Here is a 14,893-nt window from a genome sequence, read left to right on the forward strand (position 1 = left end):
TGACGCGGATTACAGCAGAAGTGAGGCAGGAGTCTCGGCTAGGGGGCTGTTTACTCAACCCTGGAGCACAAATTCCGGGTATCGCCGGACTCTTTCCGGCCGCGCTCGCGCACCAGTGTATCGAGCAGGGCGGACCGGAGCTAGCCGGCGTTCAGCTCGTCCAGGAGCTCGGCTTTGCGCTCCTCGGAGGCGAACGACGAATGGATGGAATTGGCCGCCAACCGTGCCCTGTCAAAGTCTGAAAGGTCAAAAACGGCCTTCAGCTGGGAGAAGTTGTCGTCCACGTACCCACCGAAGTACGCCGGATCGTCCGAGTTCACGGAGACGTTGAGCCCGGCGGCGAGCATGGCCGGCAACGGATGGTCCGCCAGGGTGTCCACGGCACGCAGCCGGACATTCGAGAGCGGGCAGACCGTCAGCGGAATCCGGTCCGCCACCAGCCGCTCCACCAGTTCGGGGTCCTCCATGCAGCGGATGCCGTGATCAATCCGTTCCACTCCGAGGACGTCCAGAGCGTCGATGATGTACGACGGCGGCCCCTCCTCGCCTGCGTGGGCGGTCAGCCGCAGGCCCGCTTCGCGGGCTTTGGCGAACAGCCGCTCGAATTTTGCCGGCGGATTGCCCACCTCGGCGGAATCCAGACCGATGGCCGCGATGGGGGCGTTCATGGCAAGCAGGCCGTCCAGGACTTCCAGCGCGGATTCCTCGGACAGGTCCCGCAGGAATGCGGCGATCAGGAGGGTGGATATGCCGAAGTCTTCCTGGGAGGTGGCCAGGGCCGACGCCACGCCGTTGACGCAGGTTTCAAGGCTGACACCGCGGGAGAGGTGGGCCTGCGGGTCCATCATGATCTCCGCGTGCCGGACCCCTGCAGCGGCGGCGCGGGCCAGGTAGGCGCGGGTCATGTCGGCGAAGTCCTGTTCGGTCTGCAGCACTGCCATGTTGGCGTAGTACAGGTTCAGGAAGGACTGCAGGTCAGTGAACTCGTACAGTCCGCGGAGCTCTTCCAGGCCGGAGTACGGCAGGGTGATGCCGTTGCGCCCGGCCAGTTCGAGGATCAGCTCCGGCTGCAGAGTGCCCTCAATGTGCAGGTGCAGTTCCGCGACGGGCAGGAGCTGCGCCGCCTCGGTCTCCGGCAGGTCCGTCTCCGAAGGTTCTGTCCCTGGAAGTTCCGTCCCGGGCACTTCCGTGGCTGGTGGTCCCGTCTGTGGCAGCGTATCGGCGGCGGTGTCCCGGTTGTTGTCCATCGGGTCAGGATATCGCCCGCCGGCCGGTTCGCGGCTAGAGTCGGATCGATGCGGAACCTTAAACAGGCTGACGATGTTTCCCTTCCCACTCCTGGCCATCTGGCGGACGGCTTCGTCCGGGTCCGGGGCGCGCGGGAGAACAACCTGCGGAACGTGGACGTGGATGTGCCCCGCGACTCCATTGTGGCTTTTACCGGGGTCTCCGGCTCGGGAAAGTCCTCCCTCGCTTTCGGCACCATCTACGCCGAAGCCCAGCGCCGCTACTTCGAATCCGTGGCTCCGTACGCACGCCGCCTTATCCAGCAGGGCCACAATCCCAAAGTGGAGATGATCTCCGGGCTGCCACCCGCCGTCGCACTTCAACAGCGCCGCGGCGCCCCCAGCAGCCGCTCCACCGTGGGCACGGTGACCACGCTCTCCAATTCGCTCCGCATGCTGTTTTCCCGGGCGGGCACTTACCCGGCCGGTGCCGAGCTACTGGACTCCGACGCGTTTTCGCCGAACACCGCGGCCGGCGCCTGCCCTGAATGCCACGGGCTAGGGGTGGCGCACACCGTCAGCGAGGAATCCCTGGTCCCGGACGCCAACCTGACCATCCGGGAAGGGGCCATCGCGGCGTGGCCCGGCGCCTGGCAGGGCAAGAACCTCCGCGACATCCTCAGCCACCTGGGCTACGACGTGGACGTGCCCTGGCGGCAGCTGCCCAGGAAGCAGCGCGACTGGATCCTGTTCACGGACGAGCAGCCCGTCGTGGAAGTCACGCCCGAGCGGGACCGCGTGGCCAAGCCATACAAGGGTCGCTTCTGGAGCGCCAAAAGCTACGTCCTGCACACCCTGGCGGACTCCCAGAGCGCCTCCATGCGCGAGCGCGTCCTGGCGTTTATGGAGTCCGGCCCGTGTCCGCGCTGCGGCGGCACCGGGCTCCGGCCCGAAGCCCTCGCGGTCTCGTTCGGCGGCCGCAATATCGCCGACCTCAACGCCACGCCGATGGCGGAGCTCGCCGAAATCATCCGCCCCACCGCCGGGCTCAAGGAAGCCGGTACCGCGTCACGCCGGCAGTCCTCCGGCGAGGAAAACGAGGTGGCAGTGGCCATCACCGCCGATCTCCTGCAGCGCATCACCGTGCTCCTGGATCTGGGCCTCGGATACCTGGCGCTGGGCCGCGTCACCCCCACTCTCTCCCCTGGCGAGATGCAGCGGCTCCGGATCGCCACCCAGCTCAGGTCTGGACTGTTCGGCGTGATCTACGTGCTCGACGAACCGTCCGCCGGCCTCCATCCGGCCGATGCCGAACCGCTCCTGGCGGTCCTGGACCAGCTCAAGGCTTCCGGCAACTCGGTGTTTGTGGTGGAGCACAACATGGACGTGGTCCGCCGGGCCGACTGGCTGGTGGACGTTGGTCCCCGCGCCGGGGAAGGCGGCGGCGAGGTGCTTTACAGCGGGCCGGTTGCCGGGCTCGCGGCCATCGAAGCGTCAGTCACGCGGCCCTTCCTGTTCAACGACGGCGTGGCGCGCGGCAACGGAGGGCTCCGAGGAGCTTCCGACGGCGGCACGGCACCTCGTGCAGGCACCGCGCCACATGCCGGCACCGTGCCCCATGCCGGCGGCGCCCGGGAGCCCGACGGCTGGCTGGAACTCGCCGGGATTACCCGGCACAACCTCAAGGACCTGGCCGCGCGGTTCCCGCTGGGCGTTCTGACCGCAGTCACAGGGGTGTCCGGCTCCGGCAAGTCCACCCTGGTGACGCATGTCCTGGGGGAAGTCGTGGGATCCGGGCTGAAGAATCACCAGGCGCCGCAGCTGTCCGAACCTGATGATGCGGGCCCGGCCACGGCGTTGTCCGTGGGACCGGTCAGCGGCGCGGAACGGATCGACAGGCTGGTCACTGTGGACCAGAAACCCATCGGGCGAACCCCCCGCTCCAACCTCGCCACCTACACCGGCCTGTTCGACGCGGTGCGCAAGGAATTCGCGGCGACGGAGCAGGCGAGGGCACGCGGGTTCGGCGCCGGGCGGTTCTCGTTCAACGTGGCCGGAGGCCGCTGCGAAACCTGCCAGGGCGAAGGCTTTGTGGCGGTTGAACTGCTCTTCCTCCCGGGCAGCTACGGGCCTTGCCCTGAGTGCGACGGGTCCCGCTACAACCCCGAGACCCTGGAGGTGACGTATCGGGGCAAGAATGTGGCGGAAGTGCTGCGCCTGACGGTGGATGCGGCCACCGCGTTCCTGGCCGACATTCCGGCCGCGGCCCGCAGCCTGAAGAGCCTCGGGGATGTGGGCCTGGGCTATCTCCGTCTGGGCCAGCCCGCCACGGAGCTTTCCGGCGGCGAGGCCCAGCGCATTAAGCTGGCCACCGAGCTTCAGCGAGCCCAGCGGGGACATACTCTCTACCTCCTGGACGAGCCCACCACCGGGCTCCACCCCGCCGACGTCGAACTCCTGATGGCCCAGCTCCACGGCCTGGTGGACAGCGGCAACACCGTGGTGGTGGTCGAGCACGAAATGGCCGTTGTGGCGGCGGCGGACTGGGTCATTGACCTTGGCCCCTCCGGCGGGGACGCCGGCGGCCGGATTGTCGCCACCGGCACCGCCGCCGACGTCGCGGGTTCCACCGCCAGCCGCACCGCGCCCTACCTGGCCGCCGCGCTTCCCCAGCCGGTCACCAGCTGACCACCAGAAATCATCTCGGTTTGATAACGGGCCGGCGATGTCCTAGCGTGAAATGCAAGCCCGTTCTTCGGGCGACATGAATGCCCGGTGCTGCCTCCACCAGAACTGCCCGGCCGGCAGACACCGAAAATTGACCTCTATATCGTCAGGGGCGGGCAGTGGCGCAATAACCTCCGGGGACGGACCGAGCGCTGGTGGCCTTCAGGAGCATCACACTATGAACAACACCACCATTCGTACTGCCGCACGCCGTGGAGTAGCCGTCGCCGCCATTTCCGCGGCAGGCCTTGCACTCTCCGTCACGGCAGCCAACGCGGCCACCGACGGCGCAACCTGGGATTCCCTGGCGCAGTGTGAGAGCGGCGGAAACTGGGCCACAAATACCGGCAACGGCTACTCCGGCGGCCTGCAGTTCAGCGCCACCACATGGGCTGCCTACGGCGGCACCGGTTCCGCGGCCGATGCCAGCCGTGAACAGCAGATCGCAGTGGCCGAACAGGTCCAGGCATCGCAGGGCTGGGGAGCGTGGCCGTCCTGCGCCGCGGAACTCGGCCTGAGCGGCGGAGGGGGCACGACGGCGGTGACCCCCCAGAGCGTGCCGGTCGAGAGCGTGCCAGTCCAGACACCCGTGGAGCAGGCACCAGCCCTGCCAGCCGCGACGGATGCCGCGACCGCTCCGCAGCACGCCGCGCCCGTGGAACTGAGCGGCGAGACCTACACGCTCGAGCCCGGCGACACCCTGAGTACGGTCGCCGACAAGCTGGGCGTTGAGGGCGGCTGGCAGAGCCTGGCGGACGCCAACCTGGACACCATTGCCAACCCGGACCTTGTATTCTCCGGGCAGGTCCTGCAGCTTCCCGCCTAAGCTTCAACACTTTCCGCGGGAACCGCCCCTTTCCCCAAGAATGACGGTCCGCGGAAACAACAAAACCCGGCAGCAACAACGCCGGGAAACAACGACGCCGGAGCGCCCCTCGCTGGGGAGCTCCGGCGTCGTCCGTTGTGTTCTGAATGGCGGGCAGGCGCCTGATATTCCCGCCCGGCTATCCGCGGTCCTGCTCGCTTAGGCTGCTGCCTTGGCGGCCGGAATCTCGCGGATGATGCGGACCTTCCACGCGGCGTCGTCCGTGGTGTCCAGCAGGGCCACCGTGCCGTGGGCGAGGTTCAGTGCCACACGCTTGGCCGCCAGCAATTCGAGGTAGAGCTGCTCGTTCATGCGGCTGGGGGTGTCGATTATGTACTTCACAGCGTCGCGGACCTTGCGGTAGTTGGCACTCTTCTCGCGGTGCAGGTGAAGTTCCAGCATCTGGCGCTGGCGCACTTTGGGCTCGTGCTTGTTGAGCCAGGAGACGGCAAGGTGTACACCAACCACCAGGGCGAGGGAAACGGCGTAGATCCACCAGCCGCTGGACATCAGGAACAGAGGCAGGTTGCCGATGGCCACGAGCGCAATCACGATCCGCAGAGCAACGATCCGGCGAAGGGTCAGGGCAACGGCGGCCATGGCGGCACGAAAACCGTGCTGCTCGGTCCGCGCAGCAGCCGGGTCGAGGGTAAATTCATCAAGGACCAGGATGCCCTTGGCCTCCGGATCCAGCATCTGCCCGAACTTGGGCACAAACAACTGCGTTGAACCGGTGGGCGCAACAGGAGAAATTGTCATTGGGGGGCTTCCGGGACGGTGGGGCGTTTCGGCGATCTTAGTGGTTAGCGTTACCCGTTGTATGTATCGGTCCACTATGTGAACTATTTATGGCGCTGTTGTGATTGAGGGACCCCGCCACCGGATCCCGCGCGTGTGGCGCCGGGCACTGCAATTGGCACATCCGCCGCATGCCGTCAGACTGAAGGGATGCAAACCTTCCTTCCGTATCCCGATTTCCGGCAGAGTGCCGCAGCACTGGACACCGCCAGGCTTGGCAAGCAGCGTGTTGAGGCGCTGCAGACCCTGCGGGCTCTGGTGATTCCCGAGTACGGCTGGCTGGACCACCCCGCCGTCCGCATGTGGATGGGCCACGTTCCGGCGCTCACCATGTACGGCCTGGCGATGGTGGACGAATGGACCTCCCGCGGCCATGAGGACAATACCCGCGCCAACATCACCGAGTTCGCGCCCCAGGCAGCCCATCCGGACTACGCGGCCAGGATCCCGTTGCCGGAGTGGCTCGGAAATCCTGATTTCCACCTGAGCCACCGCGCGAAGCTGCTCCGCAAGGAACCGAAGTTCTACAAGACGGTGTTTCCTGACGCCGACCTGGACCTGGACTTCATTTGGCCTGAGCCCAAGCACGAGTTCTACCCGGCAGAACCCGAGGGCGACATCCTCTGGATCCTCCGCGACCCGCACACAGAAATCGATCCGCAGACGCTGGATACCGTGGCCCTGCCTCCGATCCGCCGCGGCGGCGCTGCTGCACCCGCCGCACCAGAGGATGGCTATTCCCCCGTATACGTCGACGACGGCTCCCGCCGCCCGTCCAAGCAGCCGCGCAAGCTGCCGCCCAAGCAGCTCGTGAAGAAGCCCACCCGCAAGCGCCAGGCTCAGGAGGAAGCGTTCGCCACCCTCCCCGGCAAGACCACCGTTGCCGTTTCATTTGAGGACGGCACCAAGTTCGCCGTCGGGCAGGTGCTGGGCCGTCCCATCACGCTCGACGACGGCCGGTTCGGCCGCACATTCAGCGTCACCGAGGTAATCGACCGGGCCGCGTTCGATTACCCGGCACTCCTGCAGGACCCCCGGGTGTTCTTCCCGGTTCCCGCTCCCTGAGTCCGTGACCATCCTCATAGCCGGCTGCGGCGACCTGGGCACCGAAGCGGGCCTGCGCTTCGCCGCGGCCGGACACCGGGTGGTGGGCTGGCGCCGTTCGCCCGAGAAACTGCCTTTTGCGATCGAAGGTGTAGCGGCGGACCTGGGCTCCACGGACCTGCCCACTGTCCCGCCGGACACCACGGCCGTCGTCGTAGCCGTTGCGGCCGACTCACCCACGGAAGCGGCCTACCGGGCCGCCTATGTGGACGGGCTGACGCACGTCCTGGACGCCCTGGAGCGCGACGGTGTGACGCCACGCCGGGTACTTTTTGTGTCCTCCACCGCTGTTTACGGCGACGCCGCCGGTGGCTGGGTTGATGAGAGTACGACGGCGGCAGCCGGCAGTTTCTCGGGACGCATCCTCCTCGAAGCGGAGGAACTCGTGGTTTCGCGGTTGCGCGGCACTGGCACCTCGCCCGTTGTGCTGCGGCTTGGCGGGATCTACGGTCCGGGCCGGACCCGTCTGATTGATCAGGTCCGCGGCGGGACTGCCGTGGTCCCCGACGAGCCGCGCTTTACCAACCGGATCCACCGGGACGACGCCGCTGCTGCAATGGTGCGCCTGGCCTGCATGGAAGCTATGCCCGCGCCGGTATATGTCGGTGTGGACAACTCTCCCGCTGACCTCGGGGATGTGCTGCGGTTCCTGGCCGCCGAAATGGGCTATCCGGAACCGCCAGTTGGTCCGGCAGGCGAGGCCCGCGGGGGCAACAAACGCTGTAGCAATGAGCTGCTCCGGTCCACGGGTTTCCAGTTCGCCTATCCAACCTTCCGTGAGGGCTACCGCGAGGTCTTTGCCGGAACTGGAGTCCGCCACCCCTAGGCTGCTGTCGTAAGGCACCTCTTCCAAGGGGCGGCAAGCACGTTACACACGAGGAGCAGGGTGGATTTCCAGCAGATCATCGAGACCGTGGGTAAATTCATGGACTTGGCGGGGGTATCCGTGATGGTTATCGGCGCTGTGGTGTCCATTCCGATGGCCCTGCGCGGTTATCAGCCGCGAAAACTGCCGGCCGGGGCCGAGAAGCTGACGGTATACCGCGCTTATCGGCAACTGCTGGGGAGGTCCATCCTGCTGGGACTGGAGCTCCTGGTGGCCGCCGACATCATCCGGACGGTAGCCGTGACGCCCACCTTCGAGAGCGTCGGGGTGTTGGCCATCATCGTCCTCATCCGTACGTTCCTGAGCTTCTCGCTGGAGCTGGAAATCACGGGACGATGGCCGTGGCAGAAAGCACCCGCGGGTACGGCGCGAACGGACGCTTAAGCCCCCACCAGCGGAGAGGCAGTAAGGAGGACAGCAGTAGTGATGATTTCCCACGCGAAGGAGCTGGATCCTTGGCCGGATGCGCCCCAACTACCGCGGCCCATCATCATGGACCAGCGTTGGACTGATGCCTTGTTCCTGCACTGGCGTCTGCCTGAAGCCGAGGCAGCGCACTTCATGCCTCCCGGGGTGGTACCTGACGTCTTCGACCGCTCGTCCTGGGTGGGCCTAATAGGTTTCCGCATGCGGAAGGCCGGGCTCGGCAGCGGTCCCGCGATACCTTTCTTCGGGGACTTCAATGAGATCAATGTCCGTCTTTACTCCCGAGAACCGGATGGCACCCGAGGCGTGGTGTTCCTGAGCCTGGACGCCAACCGGCTCGCTGTGGTCTTGGCGGCCCGGGCGGCGGGAATCCCCTACGTCTGGTCCCGCGCGGGCTTCCGTCGGTCGGCGATAGCTGACTCCATCGGCTTCACTGTCCGCCGGTTCAGGGACGGGGCCCGGAGCGACTTCGGCGCCGTACCCGATTTGGACACCGTCGCTGCCGATCCGCTGTCCGTTCACCTGACAGCGAGGTTCGGCCTCCACACCACCATCGGGCGCCGCACGCTGTACGTCCCCAACACGCATGCGGCGTGGCCCCTGCACCGGGCCAAGGTGACAAGACTCGACGACGAATTGATCAGCGCCGCCGGAATCAACGTGTCCGGTCCCCCTGACTCTGTCCTCTTCTCCCCCGGAGTTCGGACCCAGTTCGGGCGCCCCCGCGTGCTGCTTCCTTAGCAGCGTTGGCTGGCCCCGTCTCTACCGGTGCTAGGCGTCCAGCCAGCATGACAGGTTACTTGCCGAGGCCGGCCTTGCGAAGCGCCTCAGCCATGGCTGTATCGACAGGAGCCGGCATGCTGGCCTGAGGCCGATTGTCGGGACGTTTGCCGGACGATCCCCGTCCCGGTTCAACGTTCTGGCTGCGGGGGCGGGGTTCACCGGAGGCGCCGGGCCGTCGCGCGCCTCCGGAGCCGCTGTCACGGTCGCCTGCGTTCCGCCCGCCACGATGGCCCTCGTTTCCCCGCTGGTTGCCACCCGAAGTCGACGGCTCGTCGTCGAGCCGTAGCGTGAGCGAAATCCGTTTCCGCTCCGGATCGGCCTCCAGCACCTTCACACGGACAACCTGCCCGGACTTCACTACCTCGCGGGGATCGGAGACAAAGCGGTTGGCCAGCGCAGATACGTGAACCAGGCCGTCCTGGTGCACTCCCACGTCCACAAACGCACCGAACGCGGCCACATTGGTGACGGTCCCCTCCAGCACCATGCCGGGCCTGAGGTCGGAGATCTTCTCGATGCCCTCCGAAAACGTCGCCGCTGCAAAGGCAGGCCGTGGATCCCGGCCCGGCTTGTCCAGTTCGGCCAGGATGTCCTGGACCGTGGGCAAACCAAAGGTGCCGTCAACGAAAGCGCGGGGATCCAGGGACGATGCCGGCGCCGAGCCCGCGGCCACCAGGATTTTCCGGGCAATCGGATACGCCTCGGGGTGCACGCTCGATGCGTCCAGCGGTTCTGCTCCTCCGGTGATCCGCAGGAAGCCAGCGCACTGCTCAAACGCCTTCGCACCCAGGCGGGGCACCTTCTTCAGTTCGCTGCGCTTGGCAAACGGCCCGTGTTCGTTCCGGTACGCCACAATGTTCTCGCTCAGCAACGGCCCGACGCCGGCCACACGGCTCAGCAGCGCGGGCGACGCCGTGTTCACGTCAACGCCGACAGCGTTCACGCAGTCCTCGACCACCGCGTCCAGGCTGCGGTCCAGCTTCGCTGCAGTGACGTCGTGCTGGTACTGCCCCACGCCGATGGACTTGGGATCGATCTTCACCAATTCCGCCAGCGGGTCCTGCAGCCTCCGCGCGATGGAGACGGCTCCGCGCAGGGAAACATCCATGCCCGGCAGCTCCGCCGATGCGAGCGCCGACGCGGAGTACACCGACGCCCCAGCCTCGGAAACCACCAGTTTCTGCGGTTTCGCATCCGCGGCCGGCAGCAGCTTGATCAGTTCCGCGGCCAGCTTGTCAGTCTCCCGGGACGCTGTGCCGTTGCCGATGGCCACCAGCTCTACCTTGTGCTTCTGGGCGAGCCGCACCAGGGTTGCGAGGGCCTCGTCCCACTTCCGGGCAGGCGCGTGCGGGTAGACGGTGTCGGTGGCCACCACCTTGCCCGTGCCATCCACAACGGCCACTTTCACGCCGGTCCGCAGTCCGGGGTCCAGCCCAAGAGTGGCGCGGTTTCCAGCGGGTGCCGCCAGGAGTACGTCGCGCAGGTTCGCGGCGAATACGCGGACAGCTTCGTCCTCGGCGGCCGTGAACAGCCTTCCCCGGAGGTCGGCAGTCAGCCGGGCCAGTACCCGCGAGCGCCAGGCGAGCTGCGCGGTCTGGATCAGCCACGCGTCAGCGGGCCGGCCGCGGTCTGCGACCCCGAGGCACCTGGCCACGGCGGATTCGTAGCGGGCACGCGCAGCGGCCAGGGCGTCGTCGTCGTTCGGATCCGCTTCGGCGAGTTCCAGCTCCAGGACGCCGTCCTTCTCGCCGCGCAACAGCGCAAGCACGCGGTGCGAGGGCATTCCGGTGGGCGCCTGGACGAAGTCAAAGTAGTCGGCGAATTTCTGCCCGTCGGACTCCTTGCCCTTCTTGACCCGCGACACCATCCGCCCCTGCGTCCACAGCCGCTCGCGCAGGGTCGCCGCGAGGTCCGGATCCTGCGCAACCCGCTCAACCAGGATGGAACGGGCGCCGGCGAGCGCGGCGGCCGCGTCACCAATGGAGTGTTCGGCGTTCAGGTACCTGGCAGCCTCGCGTTCCGGGTTCAGGTCGGGCCGCTTCAGTAGGGCATCAGCGAGCGGCTCCAGCCCGGCTTCACGGGCGATCTGGGCCTTGGTGCGGCGTTTGGATTTGAACGGAAGGTAGATGTCCTCCAACCGTGACTTGGTGTCCGCGGCAAGGATCGCTGTCTGCAGTTCGGGCGTCAGCTGCCCCTGGGCGGCGATCGCTTCGAGGACAGTACGACGGCGGTCCTCGAGTTCGCGGAGGTAGCGCAGGCGCTCGTCGAGCTCGCGCAGCTGCGTGTCATCCAGCGTCCCGGTGACTTCCTTGCGGTACCGGGCGATGAACGGAACGGTGGACCCGCCGTCGAGCAGGTCCACTGCAGCCTTGACCTGCCAGGTCTTCACGCCAAGCTCGGCGGCGATCTGGGCATGGATGGCGCTGTCCGGAGTTGAGGCAGACGTGGGGGCGGACGGGACGTGCGGGAGTTGGGTCACCTGAACATTTTGCCCTACGGGCCTGATGGTCTCCAGTGACGCACTGCCGGGCAGCCGGCCGGGGTATTCCGCTCCGGGCCGCGAAGTGCTGTAGTTGATATGCCGTCACAGGCAATCATTTCGAGGAAGAGGCCACCATGCGGGAACTGCTCATCGTCTTTCAGGAAGGATTCGACGAGGCCAACATCACCGTTATGGTCAATGGCAAGGAGGTCCGCCGCGATATGGGGGTGTCCACCAACCCGCTGCTGGGGGAAGCCTACGAAGCGTCCGTGGAGCTTCCCGCGAAAGGGGCGCAGGTAGGTGTGGAAGTCACCAACCGGGGCCTGAAAGCCATTACCAAAGTCAGCGGAAAGCCCAAAAGCCTGCTCGTCTCCATTCAGGATGACAAGCTGGTGATGCGCGAAGGGACGGGCCGGGAGGCATACCTGTAGTTTTCCTAGCAATAATCCATTCGCTTGAGTATTCTGGAGTTACCGCTCAGCACTTGTGAATCTGGGCGACCCAATGTTGAAAATGAGCCAAAACAGCCGTCGGATGGCTTATTGGCGCGGGCTGCCGGGACAGCACACCGAGCAGCCAACGACGGCGGCACCCAAGCCGGGTGCCGCCGTCGTCGTTAAGCTCCGGTCAAGGCGAGAATTGACCGCTAAGCCGAATACGCCGGGTAATCCGTGTAGCCTACGGAGCCGTCAGCATAGAAGGTGGACGGGTCCGGCTCGTTCAGCGGAAGGCTATCCTTCCAGCGACGCGCGAGGTCCGGGTTGGCAATGGCGGGGCGCCCCACCACCACCGCGTCCGCATGTCCGTCGGCCACCAGCGCGGCTGCTTCCTCACGGGTGGTTATGGTGCCGAAGCCGGAGTTCACCAGGAATGTGCCGTTGAAGCGCGCCCGGAGATCCTGGACCAGCTCACTGGTGGGCTCGTGGTGCAGGATGCTGACGTAGGCGAGGTTGAGCGGCGCAATGCTGTCCACCAGCACCTCGTACGTGGCGCGGACATCGGCCGCATCCGTTTCGGCGATGCCCTGGACGCTGTGCTCCGGCGAGAGGCGGATACCCACGCGGTTCGCACCCACCGCGGCCACCACGGCGTTGACCGTTTCAATCACAAAGCGGGCTCGCTTTTCCGGCGAACCGCCGTAGCTGTCGTCCCGGACATTGGAGTTCGGGGCCAGGAATTCGTGGAGAAGGTAGCCGTTGGCCGAGTGCAGCTCCACGCCGTCGAATCCCGCTTCGATGGCGTTGACCGAGCCGGCAACGATTTCCTGCATGACAACGGGCAACTCGTCGGTGGTCAGTGCGTGCGGGACGGGGTATGGCTGCTTGCCGGCCGGTGTGCGGACCTCACCCTCAATGGCCACGGCACTCGGACCCACAATGGTGTGGCCGCCGGTGATGTCCGCATGGGAAACCCGCCCGCCGTGCATGATCTGCGCGAAAATCCGGCCGCCTTCAGCGTGCACCGCGTCCGTGACCTTCTTCCAGGCAGCAATCTGCTCCGTGGTGACCAGACCCGGCTGACCCGGATAGGAGCGTCCTGCGGGGCTCGGGTACGTGCCCTCGCTGACGATGAGTCCCAGTGATGCCCGCTGCCTGTAATGCTCCACGACCAGGGCACCCGGAACACCATCCTCGCCTGAGCGAAGGCGCGTCAGGGGCGCCATGACCAGGCGGTTGGGCAGTTCAAGCTCGCCAAGAGTTAAGGGGGAAAACAGCATGCGCAGTTCCTTTCGAGGTGAATTGGTACTGCTGTGCCCAACTGCGCGGCGCGTGCAAGTATTCCGATGGAGGCGCGGATCACTCTCGGACGGGGTGGCTTGGCCTGGAGTCCAGGCGCGCCTGCCGTCACATACGCGGCTTCCTAGCGGGGCGATGCGACGCCAGGGCAACCCTGACCCTGCGGGTTCTGGTTGCAGTCGTCCGCGTAGTTCCGGGTGATGGACCGCCAGACGCTGATTGTCTGCGGCGGTGCACTGAACTGCCCCTGGCCAGGTATGGGCAGCGGCGGTCCGTTGTTCACGGAATATGTGCCATGGAAGGACGTAGTGAGGGAAACCTGGAAGTCGCCCGTGTCTGCGTAGACGTGGCTTGTTCGGGTCTTTTCACCCCAGCGGTCCTGTGGCAGCGGCCCACCCATGGAAGGCTGCGGTCCGAAGACGGTTCCGTCGCCGTAGTTCCAGGTGTACTGAACCGGCGTCGCGACAACGTGCACCTTCTGCCCGAACATCGTCACGTCGAACTGTTGCTCAGACGCGTCGGCGTAGAAGTTCGTCTCAGCACCGCGGAGCGTGTTGGGGCTGGGCTGCGCGACAACCGATCCGGCGCTGATCGGGAGGCTCTCAAACTGCTGTTGAATCTGGGCGGCTATTCGTGGCAGGAGGTCCTCGGGTTTGGCGTCGTAGAGGCAAGTGGGTCCGGAGTGGATGGCCCAAACGGCCCCAGGAACGCCTCTCGGCATGGAATACCAGATGACCGGGATCCCGTCTTCGCCGTCCGGCCCGTTCGTGCATTCAATCTGATTCCGTATGCAAACTGAGTCGAAGTCACCCCCGCCAAGATGGCACTGCAGTTCGTACTTGTAGTTGTTGGGATCCAAAATTGGGACCCCGGGCTCAGGCCTGGCGAAGTTTCCGCTTGCCGGATCCAAAACCCACCCATTTAGTTCCGCCGCATCCGATCCCCATTGCCCCTTGACGGGTGGCGGCTTTTCAGCGGCCGCGGGCGCGAAACCACTTGGACCGGCTGCTAGCGCAACCGAGACTGAAGCATTCGTCAAAAGGAACGCGGCGAGGACCCCTAGCCCAAGGCGACACAGTAAGTGGGCCACTGTCAGCCGACGATCGGCTCGATGGTGTTCACGAACCATGATCCATTCTTGAAGACCACGAGCATAAGGCTTCCGGAGTCCGCCGTTTTCGGATCTGAGCTATCCACAGAAGCATCTACATTGTGGTACGACATGGCTTCCTGAGAAACCTGCACGGCAACTTGGTAGTTCCCGTCGGCCGAAACGCGAAAATTTGTGGTGACGGCGGGTGTGCTTACTCGGCCGCCCTCAAGCCACCTGCCATCACTGTGCCACCCCTGCTGGACTTCCTTGGCGCGTTCACACATAGTGCAGTCGGTACTTGTGATCGCGGAAATCTGGGCTGCGTCGCCGGTCTCGTAGCCATAGCTCAACAGTTGAAACCAATAGCGGGCGAACGCCTCGAGCCCCTCTTTCGTCTCCGTCTTGGCGACCTCGGGCAGCACCGGCACCGGCACATTCTGAGCCCGGCCGCTAGCCGAAGCCGGCACATAGACAGGAGTCGCCGTCGGAGTGGGGCTGGGGCTGGCCGTGGAGCTCGCAGTCGGAGCCTCGGACGATGTACCACCACTGTTGGGATCGCCACCCGGGTTACATCCGGTCAAAAGCAAAGCGGACACGGCAACAGCAGCAACAAAGTGCATGCGCAAACGCCTGGCCGTGGAAGTGATGTGCGATGTCATGGGCAGCTAATCCCCCGTTAGTTTCAAGACGTTTCGCTCCGAACAATGACCTTAAGGGTAGCCCAGGACACATTTGAGCGATGAAAGTTATCCACAGCCACCCGCCAT

The 14,893-nt window shown here is 65.7% G+C and carries 13 protein-coding genes; 7 read left to right on the forward strand and 6 right to left on the reverse strand.

Annotated features, from left to right (window positions below):
* Positions 1-140 precede the first annotated feature (140 nt).
* Positions 141-1,247, reverse strand: a complete 1,107-nt coding sequence (locus DAD99_RS04195) for an adenosine deaminase (protein WP_227007636.1) — start codon at positions 1,245-1,247, stop codon at positions 141-143.
* A 48-nt stretch (positions 1,248-1,295) separates the two neighbouring features.
* Between DAD99_RS04195 and DAD99_RS04200 the strand changes: the two genes are divergently transcribed.
* Positions 1,296-3,914: an excinuclease ABC subunit UvrA gene (locus tag DAD99_RS04200; RefSeq protein ID WP_193340476.1), complete on the forward strand. Its 2,619-nt coding sequence runs from the start codon at positions 1,296-1,298 to the stop codon at positions 3,912-3,914.
* Between the two features lie 217 nt (positions 3,915-4,131).
* Complete coding sequence (locus DAD99_RS04205; protein WP_193340477.1) at positions 4,132-4,779, forward strand: transglycosylase family protein; 648 nt, start codon at positions 4,132-4,134, stop codon at positions 4,777-4,779.
* 198 nt (positions 4,780-4,977) lie between these two features.
* Here DAD99_RS04205 and DAD99_RS04210 read toward each other — a convergent pair whose 3' ends face one another.
* Positions 4,978-5,514, reverse strand: coding sequence for a hypothetical protein (locus tag DAD99_RS04210; protein ID WP_375372173.1), 537 nt, complete (start codon positions 5,512-5,514; stop codon positions 4,978-4,980).
* Positions 5,515-5,766: 252 nt separating this feature from the next.
* On the opposite strand from DAD99_RS04210, the gene DAD99_RS04215 reads away from it, so the two are divergent.
* Genes DAD99_RS04215 through DAD99_RS04230 form a run of 4 tightly spaced genes read left to right on the forward strand, consistent with a single transcriptional unit; the run spans position 5,767 to position 8,773 of the window.
* Entirely contained in the window at positions 5,767-6,681 is a 915-nt protein-coding gene (locus tag DAD99_RS04215) for an MSMEG_6728 family protein (RefSeq protein ID WP_185262699.1), read from the forward strand.
* A 4-nt stretch (positions 6,682-6,685) separates the two neighbouring features.
* Complete coding sequence (locus tag DAD99_RS04220; RefSeq protein ID WP_193340479.1) at positions 6,686-7,546, forward strand: SDR family oxidoreductase; 861 nt, start codon at positions 6,686-6,688, stop codon at positions 7,544-7,546.
* A gap of 60 nt (positions 7,547-7,606) precedes the next feature.
* Positions 7,607-7,990, forward strand: a complete 384-nt coding sequence (locus DAD99_RS04225; RefSeq protein ID WP_193340480.1) for a DUF1622 domain-containing protein — start codon at positions 7,607-7,609, stop codon at positions 7,988-7,990.
* A 42-nt stretch (positions 7,991-8,032) separates the two neighbouring features.
* Positions 8,033-8,773 (forward strand): YqjF family protein, encoded by a 741-nt coding sequence (locus tag DAD99_RS04230; protein WP_227007658.1) that lies wholly within the window; start codon positions 8,033-8,035, stop codon positions 8,771-8,773.
* Between the two features lie 55 nt (positions 8,774-8,828).
* Here the strand turns inward: DAD99_RS04230 and DAD99_RS04235 are convergent, their stop codons facing one another.
* The gene (locus tag DAD99_RS04235; protein ID WP_193340481.1) at positions 8,829-11,294 is read right to left on the reverse strand and encodes a Tex family protein; all 2,466 of its coding nucleotides are present in this window, start codon (positions 11,292-11,294) and stop codon (positions 8,829-8,831) included.
* Between the two features lie 137 nt (positions 11,295-11,431).
* On the opposite strand from DAD99_RS04235, the gene DAD99_RS04240 reads away from it, so the two are divergent.
* Entirely contained in the window at positions 11,432-11,728 is a 297-nt protein-coding gene (locus tag DAD99_RS04240; protein ID WP_104062760.1) for a hypothetical protein, read from the forward strand.
* Between the two features lie 215 nt (positions 11,729-11,943).
* On the opposite strand, the gene DAD99_RS04245 is transcribed toward DAD99_RS04240, so the two are convergent.
* The 3 genes from DAD99_RS04245 to DAD99_RS04255 form a co-directional block, all read right to left on the reverse strand.
* Entirely contained in the window at positions 11,944-13,014 is a 1,071-nt protein-coding gene (locus DAD99_RS04245) for an alkene reductase (protein ID WP_193340482.1), read from the reverse strand.
* A gap of 143 nt (positions 13,015-13,157) precedes the next feature.
* On the reverse strand, positions 13,158-13,754 hold the full coding sequence (locus tag DAD99_RS04250) for a PKD domain-containing protein (RefSeq protein ID WP_227007637.1): 597 nt from the start codon (positions 13,752-13,754) through the stop codon (positions 13,158-13,160).
* A 371-nt stretch (positions 13,755-14,125) separates the two neighbouring features.
* Positions 14,126-14,785 carry a DUF6318 family protein gene (locus tag DAD99_RS04255; RefSeq protein WP_309233197.1) on the reverse strand — a complete coding sequence of 220 codons (660 nt, stop codon included), beginning with the start codon at positions 14,783-14,785 and terminating at the stop codon, positions 14,126-14,128.
* Positions 14,786-14,893 lie beyond the last annotated feature (108 nt).

The sequence above is a fragment of the Pseudarthrobacter sp. AB1 genome (assembly GCF_014926485.1).
Classification (GTDB): Bacteria; Actinomycetota; Actinomycetes; order Actinomycetales; family Micrococcaceae; genus Arthrobacter.